Below are 19,625 nucleotides of genomic sequence, written 5' to 3'. Positions count from 1 at the left end.
GATGCTTTAAAATGAAAAACAACACATTTTTTATAAAAAAATGTCAGCTCAGCCTCCGGGTTTCACCTGTGTCATACATTCGTATGGGAGTCCAGGCACTCTTCTATCGCCCGCATTATCCGGTATGCGCCCCGGCTGTGGTTGCAGAGAACGGCGGTTGCAGTCCCGTTGGCCGGATAGTAAGCGGAGTGGAAGGATACGCCGGGATCGTAGCCCATCACATGATATTTATAAATCCCGCCGCCGCGCTTCGTAATCCACACCCCGTAGCCGTAATATTCTTCTTTGTCCTCATGAATATGAGGGGCAAGCAGCAAGGCAGTCAGCTCCGGTCCCAGCAGCTTATGCTGAAGCAGCCCTTCCCACAGCAGGAGCATATCAGGAGCAGTGACGAACGCGCCGCCGTCCGCGCCCCCTTTTACCGGAATAGAGTAGATGTTGGTGGTCCAGGTTCCGTCTTCTTTCTCAATATATCCATGGGCCGTATTAGCGGGGAGTGCATCCAACGAAAAATACCCCGAGTCTGCCATCCCGCTGGCCTTGAAAATAAACTGCTCCACATAATCCGTGAATGCCATCCCGCCAAGCTTCTCCACCAGCAAGCCGAGCAGGATGTACCCCGCGTTATTGTAATGGAACCTGGTACCTGGCGTGAATTTCATCGGCAGCTCCCGGAACATCGGCAGGAAGTCCTTAAGCTCCCGCAACTGATACATTGGCCGTGTGGTCCACAATGAGGCGAAATCATCCATCGTCTCTTCATCAAAATAATCGGGAATGCCCGAGCTGTGGGTCAGCAGGTGATGAACGGTAATGTCACTGCTGAACCGGGGAAACTCTGCCTGCTCCAGAATATCCATGATTTTGCTGTCGAGTTCAAGCTTCCCTTGCTCCACCAGCTGGCAGACGGCAATCGCTGTGAACAGCTTGGAGCCGGAAGCATGGCCATACCGCGTGTCCGGATGGTTGGGTCTTGTGTCTGCTTTGCTGGCGTAGCCGTATGCGCCGGAGACTGCAGCATGGGTGCCGTTTTTTACTAATACAGTTCCCGAAAAGCCCGTTGCTTCAGCCTCAGTTTGAATGATGGTGTGAAGTTGTTCCTGCGTCATGATGTTGTCCTCCTGATAAATCTTCTGCTTCCTTGCCTGAAAAAGCTGGCGTGATTGTATTCTCTGCAGTAAAATGCTCATTTTGCGGCGGGAAATCGCCTTCTGTTGTATTCTGTGCAATTGATTTTCGCGAATGGGGGCTAAAAGCGCCATTTCCCGGAGATCTGCTGCAGAGAGTGCAATAGATTCTGTTATCAAGTGATTTGAAGGGGAATCTGCTGTAAGAAGTGCAATAGCGTGTATCAGTAGTTGTCTCTGTATGTGTCTGTCTCTGGGGAAAACATCGAAAGTCCTGCATCTGCAATTCCGGGCTCCTGCTAACTTTCCGTGACCAGTATCCGGTGTCCGTCTGTCCGCTTGCTTCTTGTTCACGATATCATGCTGCCTGCTGAGAAGATATACCGACTTCTTTTAAGAATAATTTATTCCTTGTTTCTACTCAGTGCTTAACGAGTGCGTATCCAGTTTGCTCCCAAGAAAACGCCGTCCGGGGCAGAGCGTACGCCTTGCGTAAGGTTTATCTGCAAAGGACAAGAAAAGCAGTGCAGTTTTGGCAGGACGGTACATTGTGGAGCGTTTGGAATTTAAGATAGTATAACTCTAACAGATTGAGAGAAAGCACATCCGGGGAGGAATTATAAATGGCACTTCATCAGACGATTACGGTTTTGAACACGATGGACAGCGCTTTTGTAAATGGAGAGCAGATCAGGCAGCTGTTCGCTGCGTATCCTGCGGTTCAGGTAGAAGTGAGGAAAGTTGAAGGCGATAAAGGCAGCACAGAATTCGTGAAAATTACAATCCCGGGCAGTGAAGGCAAGGGAGCAGGCGGCAATGCGCCAACGTTCGGCATTGTGGGCAGACTGGGCGGGATCGGGGCGCGTCCCGGACGGATCGGGATTGTCTCGGATGCGGACGGCGCGGTAGCGGCGGTAGCTTCGGCGCTGAAGCTGGCCGACATGCAGTCCAAAGGGGATGTTCTGAAAGGCGATGTGCTGGTCACGACACATATTTGCCCTGATGCGCCGACCCTGCCGCATGAGCCGGTGGATTTCATGGACTCTCCGGTCGATATTCTGCAGATGAATGAGCATGAGGTGCTTCCGGAGATGGAAGCCGTTCTGTCCATTGACACCACCAAAGGCAACCGCGTGATCAATCATAAAGGAATTGCCATTTCGCCTACCGTCAAGGAAGGCTACATCCTGCGGGTGAGCGAAGACCTGCTGCGGCTTCTGGAAATGACGACCGGCCGGCTTCCGGTGACGTTTCCGGTGACGACCCAGGACATCACCCCATACGGCAATGACCTCTACCATATTAATTCGATTCTTCAGCCCGCCGTGGCTACGGATGCTCCGGTGGTCGGTCTGGCAATTACCGCTGAGTCCATGGTTCCGGGCTGCGGAACCGGTGCCAGCCATGAGGTCGATATCGCGTCGGCGGTCCGTTTTGCCATTGAGACGGCGAAGGAATTCACCCAAGGCCTGTGCTCGTTCTATAACCCTGCCGAATTCAAGCGCATTACAGAGCTGTACGGCTCTATGAAAGTACTGCAGACCTCCGGCAATCCGGCGGTCCCGACCGCCTGATGTGGTGCGCATCCATTCTTAGCGATGAGACGGGGCCGGAGCTGAGGCGTAAGGAGGGAGCAAGGTTGAAGCAAATAGGGCTGATTACCATTGGGCAAGCCCCGAGGACCGATGTGGCCCCCATCCTGGAAAAATACCTGGAGGGACGCGCGGAACTGGTCCAGTCCGGGGTGCTGGACGGCTTCACTCCGGCACAGGTCCGGGAATATTACACTCCCGGTGAAGGAGAGTATGTCCTGACCTCCCGGATGCGGGACGGCTCGGCCGCTGTGGTCTCCAGAGAACGGATAAAGTCCGTTCTCCAAGGGAAAATTGATGCCATGGAAGCATCAGGTATTAAGACGATTCTGCTGCTCTGTACAGGCGAGTTCCCGGGTCTGCGCACAGTCCGGGCGCATTTGATCGAGCCGGACCGGATTATTCCTCCGGTGGTGCAGGCTTTGACCGGCAAGCGCCGCCTGGGCCTGATCGGCCCCTTGCCCGAGCAGGAGCAGAATCTGAACGAGAAGTTTGCCGCGTCAGGCAGTGCCCTGCCCTTTGCCGCCGTCTCCCCGTATACCGGGAGCGAAGCCGATTTCCGTGCGGCGGCGGAGAAGCTGAAGGACCGGGCAGATGTGATTGTACTTGACTGTATGGGCTATCTGGAGCAGCATAGACAGTGGGCGGCATCAGCCGGAGTCCCTGTCGTGCTGTCCAATGCACTGATGGGAAAGCTGATCGCCGAAATGGTGTAATCAGGAGGAAGTTAACATGAGTGAACAACGGATCACAATCAGTATGAATGTCCTGAAGGACTGTCTGGGGCTTGGCAGCCATGAACAGCTTGTTGTAGTTGCGGATGACGACAAGCGGGAGCTTGCAGAATCGGTCTACGAAGCAGGCAAACGGCTTGGTGCCGAGACGGTGCTGATGATTATGAAGGAACGGACCCGGTCCGGCGAAGAGCCGCCGGCCGCCATTGCTGAAGCGATGGCCAAATCGGATGTGGCAGTATGCATTACGACTCATTCGATGACCCATACGGCAGCACGCAAGCAGGCGGCTGCCGCTGGCACCCGGGTAGCTACCATGCCGGGGATGACCGATGATATGTTCAGTCAAGGGGCGATAACAGCGGACTATGGGCAGGTAAAAGTTTTGACCGAGCGGGTTGCCGCGCTTTTGTCCGGCAGCCGCAGTGTCCGCATTGAGAAGGATGGATTAAGCTTATCCTTCTCCACTGAGAGACGGGAAGGCATCCTCAGCACAGGCCTGTATCTGAATCCCGGGGAATCCGGCAATCTGCCTTCGGGTGAAGCCTACATCGCACCGCTGGAAGGCACTGCTTCGGGGCGCATCAAGGTAGACGGCTCTGTTGCCGGAATCGGCGCCCTGAAGCAGTCCGATGGTGCTTACCGTGGAGCAGGGCCGTCTGACCGCAGCCGAAGGTGAAGGCGGGGACAAGCTGCTGGAGCTGCTGGGCGCAGGCGACGGCCGGCTGCTCGGCGAATTCGGGATCGGGACGAACAACAAGGCGAGAATCACCGGCGTTGTGCTGGAGGATGAGAAGGTGTACGGGACGATTCATGTGGCTTTTGGCAGCAACAATACCTTTGGCGGAGTGGTGGCCGCAGGGGTGCACATCGATGCTGTGGTGATGAAGCCGGATGTCTATCTGGATGACAAGCTGATTATGCGCGGCGGAGAACTGCTGTAGGATGGAAATAGCGGCAAACGGCTAAAGGCTGCCGGACAGGAGGGATAAGGATGCTGGGAATTATACGCGTCATTACACTGGAGGAGGAAGCGGCGGTTCATCTGCACGGCGCGCTGATTGAGCGCCGCTTCGGGCTGCCCGTCATGAGCCGCTGCATTCAGGATCAGCCCCTGGGGGTATTTGATGAGGAGACGGAAGCACAATCGGTCCCCAAAATTATTGCCCTGGCCCGCGAGCTGGAGCGCAGCGGCTGCACGGCCATTGGGATCAGCTGCGCGGCAGATCCCGCGCTGGAGGAAGCCAGAGCCGCAGTCCGGGTGCCCGTACTGGGTGCGGGCTCCTGTGCCGCGCATGTTGCGATGGCTTATTCCGCACGGGTGGGAGTGCTGACCATCCTGAAGGAGGTTCCGCCCTTGATCCGAAGCATACTCGGAGAAGCTTACGTGGGCATGGACCGTCCGGACGGAGTACGGGCGACCCTGGATCTGAACACGCCCGGCGGACGGGCCGGTGCGCTTACTGCGGCTGCGCGGCTCAAGGAGCGCGGAGCAGAGGCCATTGTTCTCGCCTGCACAGGCTTCGCTACCATCGGGCTGGCGGCAGAACTGGAAGAGAAGCTCGGGATCCGCGCGCTGGACCCGATCCTGTCACTCGGCGCAATGGCCGCATCTGCGGCTTCACTGCCGGAGCTTCTCCGGCGGCAATAGCCGGAACTGGAACTTCTTTATATGACTGGAAAAGCGGGTACCTTCTTATTCTAAGGAAGGTATCTGCTTTTTTGCATATCAGAAAGTATAGATTGGGGTCCCCGCATAGGACCTGAATCAGCTTCCGTGTAAAGGTCTCACTATGTGGGTTATGTTGTGCCCGCCAAGGTGGCAATGAGAATGTTGCCGCCTGGAGAAGCGAATGTTGCGGACTAGAAAAGCGAATGTTGCCGACTAGAAAAGCGAATGTTGCGGACTGGAGAAGCGTTATTGTCGGAAATCTGCCTATGTTCAAGGGCTTGCGGACTCAGAAGCCGTTAATTGAGGATTTGCGCCGCGTTCCGGGCCTAAAATAACGAAATAACGTCGCCTGAGTCCGTATAAACCGAAATCAGAGGCTTTTTCGCAAAATAAGATCATCTGAGTCCGCTTCACCCGGCTGGCGCCCACTTAATCAATCGTTTTCCTATGCATCCACTTGATGCCTCGTTTTCCGACCGCGACCACGATTATAGATTGAAGTCCCTCTTCTTAATGTACACCTCCCCTTGCAGAGGAATGCAAAGCCGATTCTGCTTGTGGTAATTCGACAAATTCTGATAAACTATTCGGAAGTTGAAGTTTGGCATATTCCATGAAAATTCATGAAATACTGAAGACAGCAGAAGGGGGAAGGGATCAATGAATACCCGGGGCATAACCTTAAGAGAGCTGATGCAGCTTCCGATTCTGTCCAAAGCGACCGTGATCAGCGGGGTGCAGGGGCTGGACCGGGTGGTGAGATTTGTGGATGTTATGGAGGTTCCTGATTTGAAGGGCTGGATCAGCGAAGGCGTGATGCTGCTGACCACAGCGTATTCTATCCGCCATGATCCATCGCTGCTGACCGAGCTGATCTACACCTTGGACCAATTAGGCGCAGCGGCGCTGGCGATTAAGCCGGCGCGTTTCCTCAAGGAAATTCCGCAGGGGGCGATTGAGGCGAGCAATGACTGCGGACTGCCGATTGTGGAGATTCCGCCGGAAATCCCCTATACGGATATTACACAGCCTGTCATGGAGCTGCTGCTGGGCCGCCAGGCGATGCTGCTCCGCCGTGCGGAGGAAGTCTACCGGACGCTGACCACGATGGTGCTGGAGAATAGCGGGATACAGGCGGTGAGTGACAATGTGGCTGATTTCTTAAAAGCGCCCGTAGCTCTGGTGGATACGGAGCGGAACATCATCGTTTCTTCGCCGTCCCGGTTCGACTGGTCGCTGGCGGAGCGGCCGCTGAGCTGGAACATTCATGTCGACCGGCGGACGGTAGCCAGGCTGCTGGTGGATAAAGAACAGCTGGATGATATGGAGGAGGTCGGGATTGAGCAGGCCCGGCTCGTGTTCGCTCTGGAGCTGATGCGGAAAAAAGTAGCCGAGGATACGGAGTTCCGGCTGCGCGGCAACTTCATTGATGAGCTGCTTACGCCTCCTTTGCCCTCCAGGCATGAGGTGGAGCGCCGGGCGCGCCAGCTGGGCATGAATCCCGAGCATAAATGGGAGGTAGCCGTGATTGAAGGGGAGACAGCACCGAATGAAGAGACAGTGAACCGGCTGCTGGAGCAGGAAGCGCGCAAACGCGGCGTCACCCCCCATGCGGAATTCCGTTCGAACCGGGCGGTGCTGTTTCTGCCGACGCCGGAAGGCCGCAAATTCAGCGTTGCCGGCGGCAAGGGGACATCGTGGGCGGTGACGCTGGAAGGCTGGCTGTCGGACAAAGCGGAAGGTCTGGGCGGCTACCGGACGGGAGTGGGGACACCGGAATACCTCTGGGATATTCAGACCAGCTACAATGAAGCCCGCAAAGCGCTGTCCGTCGCCAAACGCCTGGGCCAGGGGGCGGGCGGGGTGACCCGCTACGAAGAGATCGAGGTATATCATCTGCTGGAGGGGCTGAGCGGAGAGGGCTTTGCCGCCTTGTTCGAGCGCAAGCTGGGCAAGCTGCGGCAGTATGACCAGGAGCATGACAGCAACATGCTGCTGACCTTTTATCATTATCTGGAATGCCGGGGGAGCCTGATTGAGACGGCAAACAGCCTCTATATCCACCGCAATTCGGTCAAATACAGACTGGAGCGTATCCGCGACATAACGGGCTTTGATCTGAATGATCCGCGCGAGCAGTTTGTCTGTCATTTGTGCCTGATCTACTACTACCTGCAGGAAAAATAGAATGGATTGACATTTTTATGGGCTTTCGCGTCAGAAAAGGTAACATATAAGCATGGTTGTAGTGCACAATCGACAAACGGTTGTGCTTTTTTTTAGCTAAACGGGACGTAGTGAGGGGTTCAAAATCTATGTAGAATTAGCACAACTACTACAGAGATTCAAAAAACCGCATGGTACCTGACATGGAGCCTGCGGCAGCAGCACAGGTGTGGCTGAGAATATGAAGATAACAGAGCCTTAAGGGGGTTGATTCATTGTTTGCTTACACATTAAAAAGACTGGCGCAGATGATTCCGGCCTTGCTCGGGATTATCGTGATCACGTTCATTCTCTCCAGAGTATTGCCGGGCGATCCTGCAATCATGCTGGCCGGGGAACAGGCCCCGGAGGAGACAGTCAACAAAATCCGCCAGGACATGGGACTGGACAAGCCGCTGTACATTCAATTCTTCAGTTATTTTGGACAGCTGTTCCAGGGGAATATCGGCTACGCCTATCACACGGGGCATTCGGTCGCAAGTGATCTGGCCACGCGGTTCCCGGCGACGCTGGAGCTGACGATTGCGAGCATTCTGATCGCCATTCTGGTGGCGATTCCTGTAGGCATTATCGCTGCTACCCGCAAGGAGTCGGTTCTGGACCATATCTCACGTGTCTTTTCACTGATAGGCGCTTGTGTACCAATCTTCTGGCTCGGTCTGATGTTCATTTATATCTTTTATTCCATTCTTGGCTGGGCGCCTGCTCCGATGGGGCGAATCAGCGGGGACTTGAATCCGCCGTCGCATATTACCGGATTGTATGTTTTGGACAGTATTTTATCGGGAGATATGGTTGCGCTAAAAAGCAGTATCGTCCACCTGGTGCTTCCGGCGATTTGCCTTAGCACAGGCACGATGGCCATTGTGGCCCGGATGACCCGCTCCAGCATGCTGGAGGTTGTCGATCAGGACTTCGTCCGTACCGCCCGGGCTAAAGGACTCAAGGAATCCGCCGTTATTTACAAGCACGCGCTGGTCAACGCTCTGATTCCAACGCTGACGGTACTCGGATTGCAGTTTGGTTATCTGATGGGAGGCGCGGTGATCACGGAGACCATCTTTTCCTGGCCGGGTATCGGCGGCTATGTTACGGACTCCATTCTGGCTGCGGATTATGCGCCGATTCAAGCCTTTACGCTGGTCAGCGCTATCCTCTACTGCGGCATCAACCTGGCGGTTGATCTGATCTACGGCCTGATTGATCCGCGGATCCGCTATGAATAAACGAACGTTTCCGTTCAAGGAGGAGATTACATTGAGCACGGCAGCACACTCAGCCCAGGGCAGTCCTTCAGCGCCCGCAGCTGCTCACAAACCCAAAACACTGATCCGCCTGCTTCTGCATAACCGGCTTGCCGCAATCGGCCTTGTCCTCATTGTGATCTGGACCGTGACCGCGCTGATCGCGCCATGGATTGCTCCGCATGATCCCTATCTGACAGACATGGCGAACAAATTGCAGGCACCTTCCGGCAGCCATTGGTTCGGAACGGACAACTTCGGACGGGATATCTTCAGCCGGGTGCTCTACGGAGCACGAATCAGCATCTGGACCGGCCTCATCGCCGTAGCCATCTCGTTTCTGATCGGTGTCCCGCTTGGCGGGGTAGCTGCCTACTACGGTGGGAGGACCGGAACGATTATCATGCGTCTGATGGATGTTCTGCTCTCCTTCCCGTCGCTGGTGCTGTCCATGGCGATCGCTGCTTCCATCGGGGCGGGCCTGACCAGTGCGATGATCGCCGTGGGCATCGTCGGCATTCCGGAGTTTGCGCGGCTGATGTTCGGCCAGACCGTCTCGCTCCGGGAGAAGGAATATGTGGAAGCGAGCCGCGCCATCGGGGTGAAGAACTCGGTCATTCTGTACCGGCATATTCTCCCGAACGCCCTCGCCCCGCTGATGGTACAGGCCACGCTGGGGATGGGCTTCGCCATCCTGACGGCATCGAGCCTCAGCTTTCTCGGCCTAGGCGTCAAACCTCCGATCGCCGAGTGGGGCGCGATGATCTCGGAGGGCCGGGAGTATATTATCTCCGGCCAGTGGTGGCTGGTCACCTTCCCGGGCCTCGGAATTGCCACCTCGATTCTTGGCTTTAATCTGCTCGGCGACGGGTTCCGGGATGTGCTTGATCCACGGTTGCGTTCGGGCAAATAAAAGGAGCGCCGGCGGCCGGTGCCGCCGGTGCTCCAGATATACAGCCCGGTATAGATAAATCAGCAGCATCTTGTTTGTAGCCAGTGTATAGAAAAGGGAGGAATTATTGATGAAAAGAGTAAAACTGCTGTCCACACTCACCGCTTTTTCAATCCTGCTGGCAGGCTGCGCAAGCAGCGCCAATCCACAGACGCCTGCTGCCACTAAGGCTGCTGAGGGCACCGCAGCACCGGCGGCTGCAGCCAAGCCTTTTCTGACGGTCGCTTATTCTGAAGGCGGTACAACGCTTGATCCGGCGGAAGCCAACGATTTGACCTCGGATACCCTGGTGCTGGCGGCATACGACCAGCTCGTCACCTACGGCATCAAGTCTGACAATGGCGCAAATATCGCCAACACCGAAGACATTAAGCCCATGCTTGCCGAGAGCTGGGAAGTGTCCGGCGATAATACCGTCTATACCTTTAAGCTGAAGTCTGGCGTGAAATTCCAGAGCGGCAATCCTGTAGATGCAGATTCGGTGGTGTATTCTCTTGACCGTGTGGCGAAGTCCAGCTCCGGCAGTTTTCTCTACGGAATGGCAGCCATTAAAACCGTAACCGCCAAAGATGATTCCACCGTTGAAATCGCCCTGACGAATGCCAATCATAATTTCCTGCAGATTCTGGCGATGTATACCTTCTCCATTGTGGACAAGAAGACGGTTGAAGCCCAAGGCGCCGACTACCTCAAGACCCATGCGGCTGGCTCCGGTCCATTCACCCTTGAGAAATGGGACCCGGCCACCGAGGCCGTTTTTACACCGAACGAAGATTACTGGCAGGGTGCGCCGAAGCTCGGCAAGGTGACGATGAAGTTCACCAAGGAAGCCTCCAACCGTGTGCTGCTGCTGAACAAAGGCGATGTTGACATGGCGATTGAAATTCCGCCGAAGGATGTTGATACCCTGAAGAGCAACAGCAATCTGACTGTAGCCTCCAATGCGAGCAACCGGATTCTCTATTTTGCGATGAACAACAAAGTGAAGCCTTTTGACAATGAAAAAGTCCGCCAGGCGATCAACTACGCGATTCCCTATGACGAACTGCTGACTGGTGTAATGTACGGACAGGCCAAGCAGATGAAGAGTTCGGTGGCCAGCAATACGCCGGGCTTCTCGGATGCAGGTTATGTCTATGAGCATAATCTGGATAAAGCGAAGGCACTGCTCAAGGAAGCGGGCTACGAAAAAGGGTTTACCTTTGACTTCACGCTCGGCTCCGGCTTCGATGACTGGGAAGATGATGCGGTCCTGATTCAGGCAGAGCTGGCCAAAATCGGCGTCACCATGAACATCAACAAGCTGGCCCGCGCCCAGTTCCTGGAGCAGCAGAAAACAAAGAACCTGACCGCATATATCTCCAAATGGACTTCTTTTGTCAACGATCCTGGTTATCATCTCGGCTTCCTGATGTACGGCAAAGGCTCCTCCAACTACAACAATTACCAGAATGCCGAAGTAGACAAGCTGTGGGAGCAGGCCAATACCGAGACAGACGCAGCCAAACGCGCAGAGCTATACAAGCAGGCTCAGGAGATCATTACAACGGAAGCACCATGGGCTTACTTGTATGAATACAACCGCATTGTCGGCATGAGCAACAAGATCAGCGGCTACGCGTTCTATCCGGATGAAGTCATCCGCTTCTACCCGCTGTCGATTCAGGAGTAATACGCACAGCAGACTAAGACTTATATTTTGACAAAAGAGCGGACGGGCCTTGGCGGCTGCGGTCCCTCTTTTTCCAAATTACAGCGGACATAAAGGAGATTGGACTCATGACAGACTGGAAAAGCAAGGTGCTGAGCGCGATTGATGCGGAGCAGGAGCAATTGCTGGAGCTGTGTTCACAGCTGATCCGTTTTCCCTCCGAGAATCCTCCGGGCGACTCGCGGGACATCAGCAGCTTTATCATGGAGTATCTGAAGCAGGCAGGGATAGATACAGAGGTGCATCCGGCCACCGAAACGATGCTGAACCTCGTCTCTACGCTGAAAACCGGGGCTGCGGAGCCTTCGGATAAAAAACTGATCTTTTGCGGACATACCGATGTGGTTCCCGCCGGTGACCGGTCGCGCTGGGATTTCGATCCGTTCTGCGGCGACATCGTCGATGGCTACTTGCTGGGAAGAGGAGCCTCTGACATGAAGGCCGGACTGGCCGGGCTGATCTTCGCCATGGGGCTGCTGTCCAGACTGGGCGTTCCCCTGCGCGGCGATCTGGCGCTGCTGGTAGTGCCGGATGAAGAAACCGGCGGCCACCTGGGGGTGCCGTGGGTGCTTGAGCGCGAACTGGTCACAGGAACGGCTGCCGTCATCGCCGAGCCTTCCGGCCCGCTGAATCCGACCATTGGCCAGAAAGGCAGCTGCTGGTTCGAATTCACAGTGGAAGGCACTCCCGGACACGGAAGCCTGGCCCCGGTGGTGGGCGAGAGCGCGATTGTCAAAGCGGCCAAAGGGATTGAAGCCCTGCAGCGTTTATGGGACATCAAGCCGGATATTCCGGAGGAGGTCCAGGAGATCATCCGCATCTCCCAGGATTATGTGAAGGAACGTGAACAGGACGGCTCCATCGCTTACCAGGTGTTCGACCATGTGACGGTCAACATCGGAACGATTCAGGGCGGGACGAAAGTGAATGTGGTGGCTGACCGGTGTACAGTGCAGGTAGATTCACGGGTTCCTTTTGGCGTCGATTACCGCGATGTGCTGGACCGTGCCCGTTCACTGCTGCTTGAAGCGGGCATTGAGTCCGAGGTCAAGGGCTTCGGCTTCCAGGGCAATGCCAACTGGACTTCTACGGAAGAGCCGATTGTCAGCAATCTGGTGGAGAGCATCTGCGAGGTAAGCGGCGAAGAAGCCTACGGAGTGCTGCAATGGGCCTCCAGCGATGCCCGCCATTTCCGGACCCATCAGATTCCGGTGCTGCAATACGGCCCGGCTGAGCTGTCCACCATTCATAATTTCAATGAAAAAGCGCCGGTCTGGCAGATCATCCAATGCGCCAAAGTATATGCGTTGACCGCCCTGAAGTATCTTGGAGTCGAAGAGAGCGGAAAATAATTCGGAACGTGAAGTTCTACTGACAAATTTTACGCCGAAATTCTGAGTGGAATAGATGTTACGATATATATGGTAAGGGATTTGTGTAGCTGATTGCTTTTTATGCAATAGAAAGTTCATTGTTTGGGGTGAAATCGCCATCTGCTGTATTTCGTGCAACAGACATTCATGCCGCTGCGGCGCCCTTGAGAAAGCGAATATAAGCGTGAAAATGAATTGCAGGATAGAAGGTGTCTCGCCTGCTCAACAGACTAATCTAAATCTAATGCCGGGAGGGATAAAGATGACAGAACTGCTTGAAGTCTCCGGGCTGTGCACCGAATTTTCAACGGCTGCGGGTACGATCCGTGCGGTTGACGGCATCAGCCTGTCCGTGCGCAAAGGGGAGACGCTGGGCATCGTCGGCGAATCCGGCTGCGGCAAAAGCATCACCTCGCTGTCGATCATGCAGCTGCTGCCGAAGCGGATCAGCCGGATTGCCGCCGGGCAGATCCGTTTTGAAGGCAAGGATATGCTGAAGATGCCGGTGAAGGAAGTACGGGGTATCCGCGGCAACCGGATTGCGATGATTTTTCAGGAGCCGATGACCTCGCTGAATCCGGTGTTCAAGATTGGCCGGCAGATTTCCGAATCCGCCCGGTTTCATCTGAAGCTGAGCAAGAAGGAAGCGGACGAGCGTGCGGTTGAAATGCTGCGCAAGGTCGGAATTCCCCGTCCGGAAAAAATTGCCCAGCAGTACGCCCACCAGCTATCCGGCGGGATGCGCCAGCGCGTGATGATCGCCATGGCGATGGTCTGTAGTCCGCAGCTGCTGATTGCCGATGAGCCGACGACGGCCCTGGACGTGACGATCCAGGCGCAAATTCTCGATCTGATGCGCGAGCTGCAGCAGACGGAAGGGATGTCCATTCTGATGATTACCCATGATCTGGGCGTCGTGGCCGAAATGTGCGACCGGGTCGTGATCATGTACGCAGGCCAGATTGTCGAGGAGGCGGATGTGGCGACACTGTTCGGTAAGCCGCTGCATCCTTACACACAAGGGCTGCTGGCTTCGCTGCCCCAGCTTGCCGGGGAGAATGACCGCTTGACTTCGATCCCGGGGCAGGTCCCAAATCCGGCCAATCTGCCATCCGGCTGCCGGTTCGCACCGCGCTGCCCGGCGGCAGTTGACCGCTGCTGGGCAGAACGCCCGGAGCTGCTTGAAATCCGGCCAGGACACAGCTGCCGATGTCTGCTGCAGCAGGAGGAGGTATCATGAGCGCCATTCTGGAAGTCCGCAATTTGAAGAAGCATTATCCGATCCGCAAAGGCTTTTTCGCCAAACAGGTGGGGTCCGTAAAAGCGGTGGATGGCATCACCCTCTCCGTAGAGAAGGGAGAAACCCTTGCTGTTGTTGGTGAATCCGGCTGCGGCAAGTCCACCACGGGCCGGGCCATCCTGCGGCTGATTGAGCCGACGGACGGCGAGATTCTGTTTGACGGCACAGATGTCCGCAGCCTGGATACCGAGCAGCTTCGGCGGTTCCGCACCGATATGCAGATGGTGTTCCAGGACCCGTATGCTTCGCTGGACCCGCGTTGGACCGTGCAGCGCATCCTGGAGGAGCCGCTGCGGACGCATGGAGCGGCTAAGAGCAATGAGCTCAAAAGCCGTGTCGAGGAGCTGATGCAAGTCGTGGGTCTATCGCCTTATCAGGCCCACCGCTTCCCGCATGAATTCTCAGGCGGCCAGCGGCAGCGGATCGGCATTGCCCGCGCGCTGGCGCTGAATCCAAAGTTCATCGTCTGCGATGAGCCGGTCTCCGCGCTGGATGTATCGATTCAGGCACAGGTACTCAATCTGATGCAGGATCTGCAGGAGCAGTACGGTTTGACCTACATGTTCATCTCCCATGACCTCTCGGTCGTGAAATTTATCAGCGACCGGGTGGCGGTGATGTATCTGGGCCGCATCGTAGAGCTTGCTCCGACCAAGGAGCTGTTCGCGAAGCCGCTGCATCCGTACACGCAGGCCCTGATGTCCGCCGTGCCGGTGCCGAATCCGGGACTCAAAAAGTCGCGGATTGTGCTGACCGGCGACGTGCCGAACCCGGAGACACCACCCTCCGGCTGTGCTTTTCATCCCCGCTGTCCCTTCGCCATGGACAAATGCCGCAAGGACGAGCCGGTGCTGCGCCATCTGGACTCGGGACATCAGGTATCCTGCCATTTGTATTAGCAGTAAAATTGGAGCCACCCGGAGACGGGTGGCTCTTTGGATTGAGCGGCGTAGGGGCGCCAGGGACGGAATCAAAGGTAAAAATACCTTTGATTTCCCTGCACGGGGGCTTCCCGGTGGCAAGCCAAGTGGAAAAAGGGCACTTAAATTTCTCGAAAATCAAGAAATCCGAGGGTTAGGTGGAAAAAGGGCACTTAATTTCGCGCTATTCCTTTATCTGGGGCGAATGTGGGTGAATTAGTGATACTTTTTCCACTTAGCTACCGAGTTACTGATGGCGTAAAATAAGTTGTGTACCAAGATTTGGGGCCTAGTAGGCAACAAAAAAGTAGGGTATTCTCGGGATTACGACACCACCAAGAAAGGAACCCTACTCAATGACTATTGTACCCGAAAATATGCTGAATAATCTATTTGAAAATCTTGTTACTCAATTTGTGAAAGAGAACTTAGAGTCCATCATGCGAGCAGAAATCCAAGAATTCATGGCTACGGAAGAGTCCGGTCCAAGCAACAGTCGCAATGGATATTACCCGCGCAATCTGCACACGAAATACGGAAATGTGGAGAATCTTAAGGTTCCTCGTGACCGTCAGGCTCTGTTCCAGACGCAACTGTTTGAGCCCTACCAACGGCGGGACGGTTCGTTAGAAGAGGCCGTCATTCAGATGTACAAAAGCGGAATGGGGACACGGGATGTGGCCCGGTTCATTGAAAGTATGTTCGGCAGTCACTATTCTCCCACGACGGTCAGCAACATTACGGCAACCGTCCTCGAAGACATTCACCAGTGGCAGAAGCGCCCTCTGCAAAAGCGTTATTCCGTCATCTATCTGGACGGATTATACGTCAAACTCAAACGTGGCACCGTCGGCGGAGAAGTGGTTTATTTCGCGATGGGCATTGACGAAGAAGGCCACCGACAAATCCTCGGGTTTTATGTGGGGGGCCAAGAAAGCGCCAATGGCTGGCGGGAGGTCCTGAAGGATCTTTACGACCGCGGAGCGCAGGAAGTCTTGCTCGGCGTGTTTGACGGACTCCCCGGCCTGGATGGAGCGTTCCGCGAAACGTATCCGAAGGCAGACGTACAGCACTGTGTGGTTCACAAGATTCGGTCGACCTTTCCCAAAATACGGGTGCAGCACAAAACCGAAGTCATTGAAGATCTAAAGACGATCTACACCTCAGCCGATGAGGATGTGGCCCGGGCTGCATTCGATACCGTGAAGGCCAAATGGGGCAAGCTCTACCCGAAAGAGATGCAGTCATGGGAAGAGCAATTAGCGACCTTACTGACGTTCTACAAGTATCCAGCGCTCATTAAGGAAGCCATCTACACGTCCAATCCCATTGAACGAATGAATAAGGAAATTCGGAAGCGCCTCAAACCCATGAACAGCCTCACCAATATGGATGCGGCAGAGAAGATTGTTTATCTGGATGTTGTGGAGTATAACGAGCGCTTTGCCGAACGAGTGATTCGCGGTTTTGGGGATCTAGAGGTAAAGAAGAAACTGAATGAGATGTTTGAGGCACGATATCCTGCCCAGGAATTGCAGGAAAAGTAGCCCATTTCTCTTGTTCTTGGGGTGGGGAACCCCCACCCCAAGAACACCCCTACCACCTAAAACGAATACTCGAGAAGATACTCTACGCTTCTTACACAAACTTCTTGACGCTACCGAGTTACTTGATGCTCGATCAAATTAGTGATACTTTTTCCACTTAACCAGCTAACTTAACCAGCTAATGAAGCGCCAAGAAGGTACGTAATTCACTTACACAATTTTTGGACACTACCCGGGACCCAAACCAAAGGTCAAACGACCTTGGATTATCCCGCACTGGCGCCAGGTTCCCCCCTGCTTCCCACACACCCCGCCGTCTGCCCCACACACCCCGCCGTCTGCCACACACCCCGCCGTCTGTACCACACAGCTTCCCCGCGAGGCTTCCCGCAACTTGAAAAACTTAGTTCAACGCTCCTATATAGACCACTTCCAGGCCTATTTCTAACCCCTCAACCGAAACACACAGAAGCGGCTGTTTTGCAAAGGGGCCTACCCCTGTTCCATCTGCGACTTCTGATTCAATTATGACAAAAAAGTAACTTTTGGTTTGAAATGAAAAGTAAACTCCCCTATAATTACAATAAATATAAAACTGAACTGGGAGGAGATGGAATAAAAGGTGAATAAACAACGAGAGCTGTGGATTGACGCAGCTAAGGGTTTCAGCATTATTTTTGTGGTCATGGGGCACTCCGGCGATGCGGCAGCCAACCATTATCTGTCGTGGTTCCGGATGCCGTTGTTCTTTATACTCAGCGGACTGGTCTTCAAACCGGTAGATTCCTGCCGGTACCTGGGCTGGGCGGCCAAACGGACCAAAGGTCTGATGACACCTTATGCAGCCTATGGAATGCTGATTGCGACTGTGCTGCTGCTCTTCAGCTTCAATTTTAAAGACTTTGCCGAAAATATCGCCAGGCTGCTCTACGGGGGACTGTCGCTGACCGGTCCATACGGTGTATTCTGGTTTATCACCTGTCTGCTTTTTACCCAACTGCTGTTTGGATATATCGTCCGCTACCCGATGAGAACACAGCTCCTCCTGATCACCGCCGCTTATTCATTATCCCATCTGATCTCCCTCACTTCGCTCCACACCTTCAACCTTCCCTGGAACATCGACGTTTCCCTATTGGCTGTGACTTATTACGCTGTCGGCTATTATGGCAAAAAAGCGATCCCCGCGCTGATCCGCCGCCGGATTACATTGCCGCTGCTGCTCCCGCTGTGTGCAGGTGTTGTTGCTCTGGAGCGTGCCGGAATGATCCGCTATAGCCTGAATATGAAATACAAGGAATATGATGCTGTGGTGCTGGATCTCTTCATTCCGCTGCTGGTCTCCCTGACCATTTGCGCCGGGGTGTACTGGTTGTCCAGGCTTTTTCCGCTGCAATGGCTGGGCAATTTGGGCCGCAATACGATTGCCATCATGTATCTGCATCTGCCGGTCAATTACGCGTTAAAATATCTGCTTGGCGCAGACTACGGCCTCGTGCCTTTTACATTGGTTGGCGTAGGTGTCCCGCTGCTCGCAGCCCTGTGGATCAGCCGGTTCCCGGTGCTATCCAGATTGTACCTGGGACATCACGGAGGCAGCCGTCCTGCCGTCAGCTACAGTGAACGAACCGCGGTTCGGAGCAGTGTTTCTCCCGGAGATTAGCAGCCATTTTCAACTTACTCACACCAGCACAATGGCCTTCAAAATTAGGCGATCTCATCCATCTGTAATAATTGGGGTTCCACACCAGCAGATTGAACGCTGTTGCCGCGCATTTTTACAGTTAAATGGAATAATTTTCACCCTTTCTGACCAGACTGGAACACAGTACCTGTGAAATGAAGGTTAATGTTCAGGAGGGGAACCATCGTGAGAAAAATGCGTTATGTACTGCTCGTGCTGTGTGTTGCTGCTTCGGTTCTGGGATCAGCTTCAGGCGCGTATGCAGAGGAAAAAGCCAAAGTCAAGGACACCGGCAAAAACGCCGCTGCCGTGAATCTCGCACCCGGAGCGCGCTCCGCGATTCTGATGGATGCGAACACGGGCACCGTGGTTTATGAGAAGAACAGCCATGACAAGCTGCCGCCGGCAAGCATTACCAAAATCATGACCATGCTGCTGACCGTGGAAGCACTGGATGAAGGCAGGCTGCAATTGACCGACAAGGTGCGGACGAGCGAATATGCCGCGTCGATGGGCGGGTCGCAGATTTTTCTGGAGCCCGGCGAAGAAATGACTGTGGATGAAATGCTCAAGGGCATTGCGATGGCCTCGGGTAATGACGCTTCTGTGGCAATGGCAGAGAAGCTGGCCGGGTCGGAGAGCGCTTTTGTGGATCTTATGAATCAAAGGGCCGGGGAGCTTGGCCTGAAGGACACGCATTTTGCCAACTGCAACGGTCTGCCGGCCGAGAATCATTATTCCTCCGCCCATGACATTGCCGTCATCAGCAAGGAGCTGCTGAAGCATGAACAGATTATCAAGTACACCGGCTCCTATCAGGATTATCTGCGCAAGGATTCGACCAAGCCGTTCTGGCTGGTGAATACGAACAAGCTGGTGCGCTTTTATACGGGCGCTGACGGTCTCAAAACCGGTTATACGGCGGAAGCGAAGTTTTGCCTTTCCGCAACTGCGGCCAGAGACGGACTGCGTGCCATTGCGGTTGTCTTAGGCGAACCTAACACCAAAACGCGCAACAGCGAAGTGTCGGGGATGTTCGATTATCTCTTTTCCCAGTACAAGGTTCATACGATCCACAAAGCGGGAGAAGCCATTGGCAGTGTGAAGATTGAAAAAGGTGTTAAGACAAAGCTGCCGCTGACTGCAAAGGAAACGTATAGTGTGCTTTTGAAAAAAGGAATCACCCAGGAAGGCATCCGCCATGAGCTGGTTGTGCCCGAAAGCCTAAAAGCTCCTGTAAAGGCAGGACAGGCCGTCGGCAAGCTGGTCGTATATCAGGGCACAGACAAGATCAAGGAATATGAGCTGAAAGCAGACACGGATGTGCCGAAGGCAGGCTGGTGGAAGCTGTTCAAAAGGACCGCAGGCTCTATGTTCAGGGTGGATTAAATTCGGTTTTTTTGTAGATTGGCCTCAGGCCTTCTGTTGATTCGTAGGGGTTTTCTTCTAGTTTTGTCGTGAGGCAGGATTATAGATTTCCCGCGTAGAAAACCTTGTCCTTGTAGGGGAAAGAACTGAAGTGCAGGACGGTTTTTCAAAGCAA

The 19,625-nt window shown here is 54.5% G+C and carries 14 protein-coding genes and 1 pseudogene; 14 read left to right on the top strand and 1 reads right to left on the bottom strand.

All coding sequences use genetic code 11. The annotated features are described in order from the left end of the window. Nucleotides 1-71: 71 nt before the first annotated feature. Nucleotides 72-1,109, bottom strand: a complete 1,038-nt coding sequence (locus JI735_RS30895) for a serine hydrolase domain-containing protein (protein ID WP_039836063.1) — start codon at nt 1,107-1,109, stop codon at nt 72-74. Nucleotides 1,110-1,750: 641 nt separating this feature from the next. Between JI735_RS30895 and JI735_RS30890 the strand changes: the two genes are divergently transcribed. The 14 genes and pseudogenes from JI735_RS30890 (at nt 1,751) to JI735_RS30825 (ending at nt 19,471) form a co-directional block, all read left to right on the top strand. Next, nucleotides 1,751-2,701, top strand: coding sequence for a DUF1177 domain-containing protein (locus JI735_RS30890; RefSeq protein ID WP_039836064.1), 951 nt, complete (start codon nt 1,751-1,753; stop codon nt 2,699-2,701). A 65-nt stretch (nt 2,702-2,766) separates the two neighbouring features. Continuing rightward, nucleotides 2,767-3,435, top strand: coding sequence for an AroM family protein (locus JI735_RS30885; RefSeq protein ID WP_020429658.1), 669 nt, complete (start codon nt 2,767-2,769; stop codon nt 3,433-3,435). Nucleotides 3,436-3,451: 16 nt separating this feature from the next. Then, nucleotides 3,452-4,397, top strand: a pseudogene (locus JI735_RS30880) (aminopeptidase). 50 nt (nt 4,398-4,447) lie between these two features. Further along, nucleotides 4,448-5,104: an aspartate/glutamate racemase family protein gene (locus JI735_RS30875; protein ID WP_202676759.1), complete on the top strand. Its 657-nt coding sequence runs from the start codon at nt 4,448-4,450 to the stop codon at nt 5,102-5,104. A 681-nt stretch (nt 5,105-5,785) separates the two neighbouring features. Further along, nucleotides 5,786-7,312 carry a PucR family transcriptional regulator gene (locus JI735_RS30870; RefSeq protein WP_202676758.1) on the top strand — a complete coding sequence of 509 codons (1,527 nt, stop codon included), beginning with the start codon at nt 5,786-5,788 and terminating at the stop codon, nt 7,310-7,312. A gap of 254 nt (nt 7,313-7,566) precedes the next feature. After that, complete coding sequence (locus JI735_RS30865; protein ID WP_020429669.1) at nt 7,567-8,577, top strand: ABC transporter permease; 1,011 nt, start codon at nt 7,567-7,569, stop codon at nt 8,575-8,577. A gap of 31 nt (nt 8,578-8,608) precedes the next feature. Continuing rightward, the gene (locus JI735_RS30860) at nt 8,609-9,508 is read left to right on the top strand and encodes an ABC transporter permease (protein ID WP_020429670.1); all 900 of its coding nucleotides are present in this window, start codon (nt 8,609-8,611) and stop codon (nt 9,506-9,508) included. A 109-nt stretch (nt 9,509-9,617) separates the two neighbouring features. Further along, on the top strand, nt 9,618-11,219 hold the full coding sequence (locus JI735_RS30855; RefSeq protein WP_039836075.1) for an ABC transporter substrate-binding protein: 1,602 nt from the start codon (nt 9,618-9,620) through the stop codon (nt 11,217-11,219). A gap of 107 nt (nt 11,220-11,326) precedes the next feature. After that, on the top strand, nt 11,327-12,610 hold the full coding sequence (locus tag JI735_RS30850; RefSeq protein ID WP_060818868.1) for a M20 family metallopeptidase: 1,284 nt from the start codon (nt 11,327-11,329) through the stop codon (nt 12,608-12,610). A 283-nt stretch (nt 12,611-12,893) separates the two neighbouring features. Continuing rightward, on the top strand, nt 12,894-13,871 hold the full coding sequence (locus JI735_RS30845) for an ABC transporter ATP-binding protein (RefSeq protein WP_020429673.1): 978 nt from the start codon (nt 12,894-12,896) through the stop codon (nt 13,869-13,871). After that, entirely contained in the window at nt 13,868-14,830 is a 963-nt protein-coding gene (locus JI735_RS30840) for an ABC transporter ATP-binding protein (protein WP_039836080.1), read from the top strand. Before JI735_RS30845 ends, JI735_RS30840 begins: the two co-directional genes overlap by 4 nt. A gap of 377 nt (nt 14,831-15,207) precedes the next feature. Then, nucleotides 15,208-16,398 carry an IS256 family transposase gene (locus tag JI735_RS30835; protein ID WP_202676580.1) on the top strand — a complete coding sequence of 397 codons (1,191 nt, stop codon included), beginning with the start codon at nt 15,208-15,210 and terminating at the stop codon, nt 16,396-16,398. A gap of 622 nt (nt 16,399-17,020) precedes the next feature. Beyond that, nucleotides 17,021-18,061 carry an acyltransferase family protein gene (locus JI735_RS30830; RefSeq protein WP_039834802.1) on the top strand — a complete coding sequence of 347 codons (1,041 nt, stop codon included), beginning with the start codon at nt 17,021-17,023 and terminating at the stop codon, nt 18,059-18,061. A 216-nt stretch (nt 18,062-18,277) separates the two neighbouring features. Further along, complete coding sequence (locus JI735_RS30825) at nt 18,278-19,471, top strand: D-alanyl-D-alanine carboxypeptidase family protein (RefSeq protein WP_039834805.1); 1,194 nt, start codon at nt 18,278-18,280, stop codon at nt 19,469-19,471. The last annotated feature ends 154 nt before the right edge of the window (nt 19,472-19,625 follow it).

The organism is Paenibacillus sonchi (assembly GCF_016772475.1).
GTDB lineage: Bacteria > Bacillota > Bacilli > Paenibacillales > Paenibacillaceae > Paenibacillus_AQ > Paenibacillus_AQ sonchi.
This window is presented reverse-complemented; position numbering and strand designations above follow the sequence as displayed.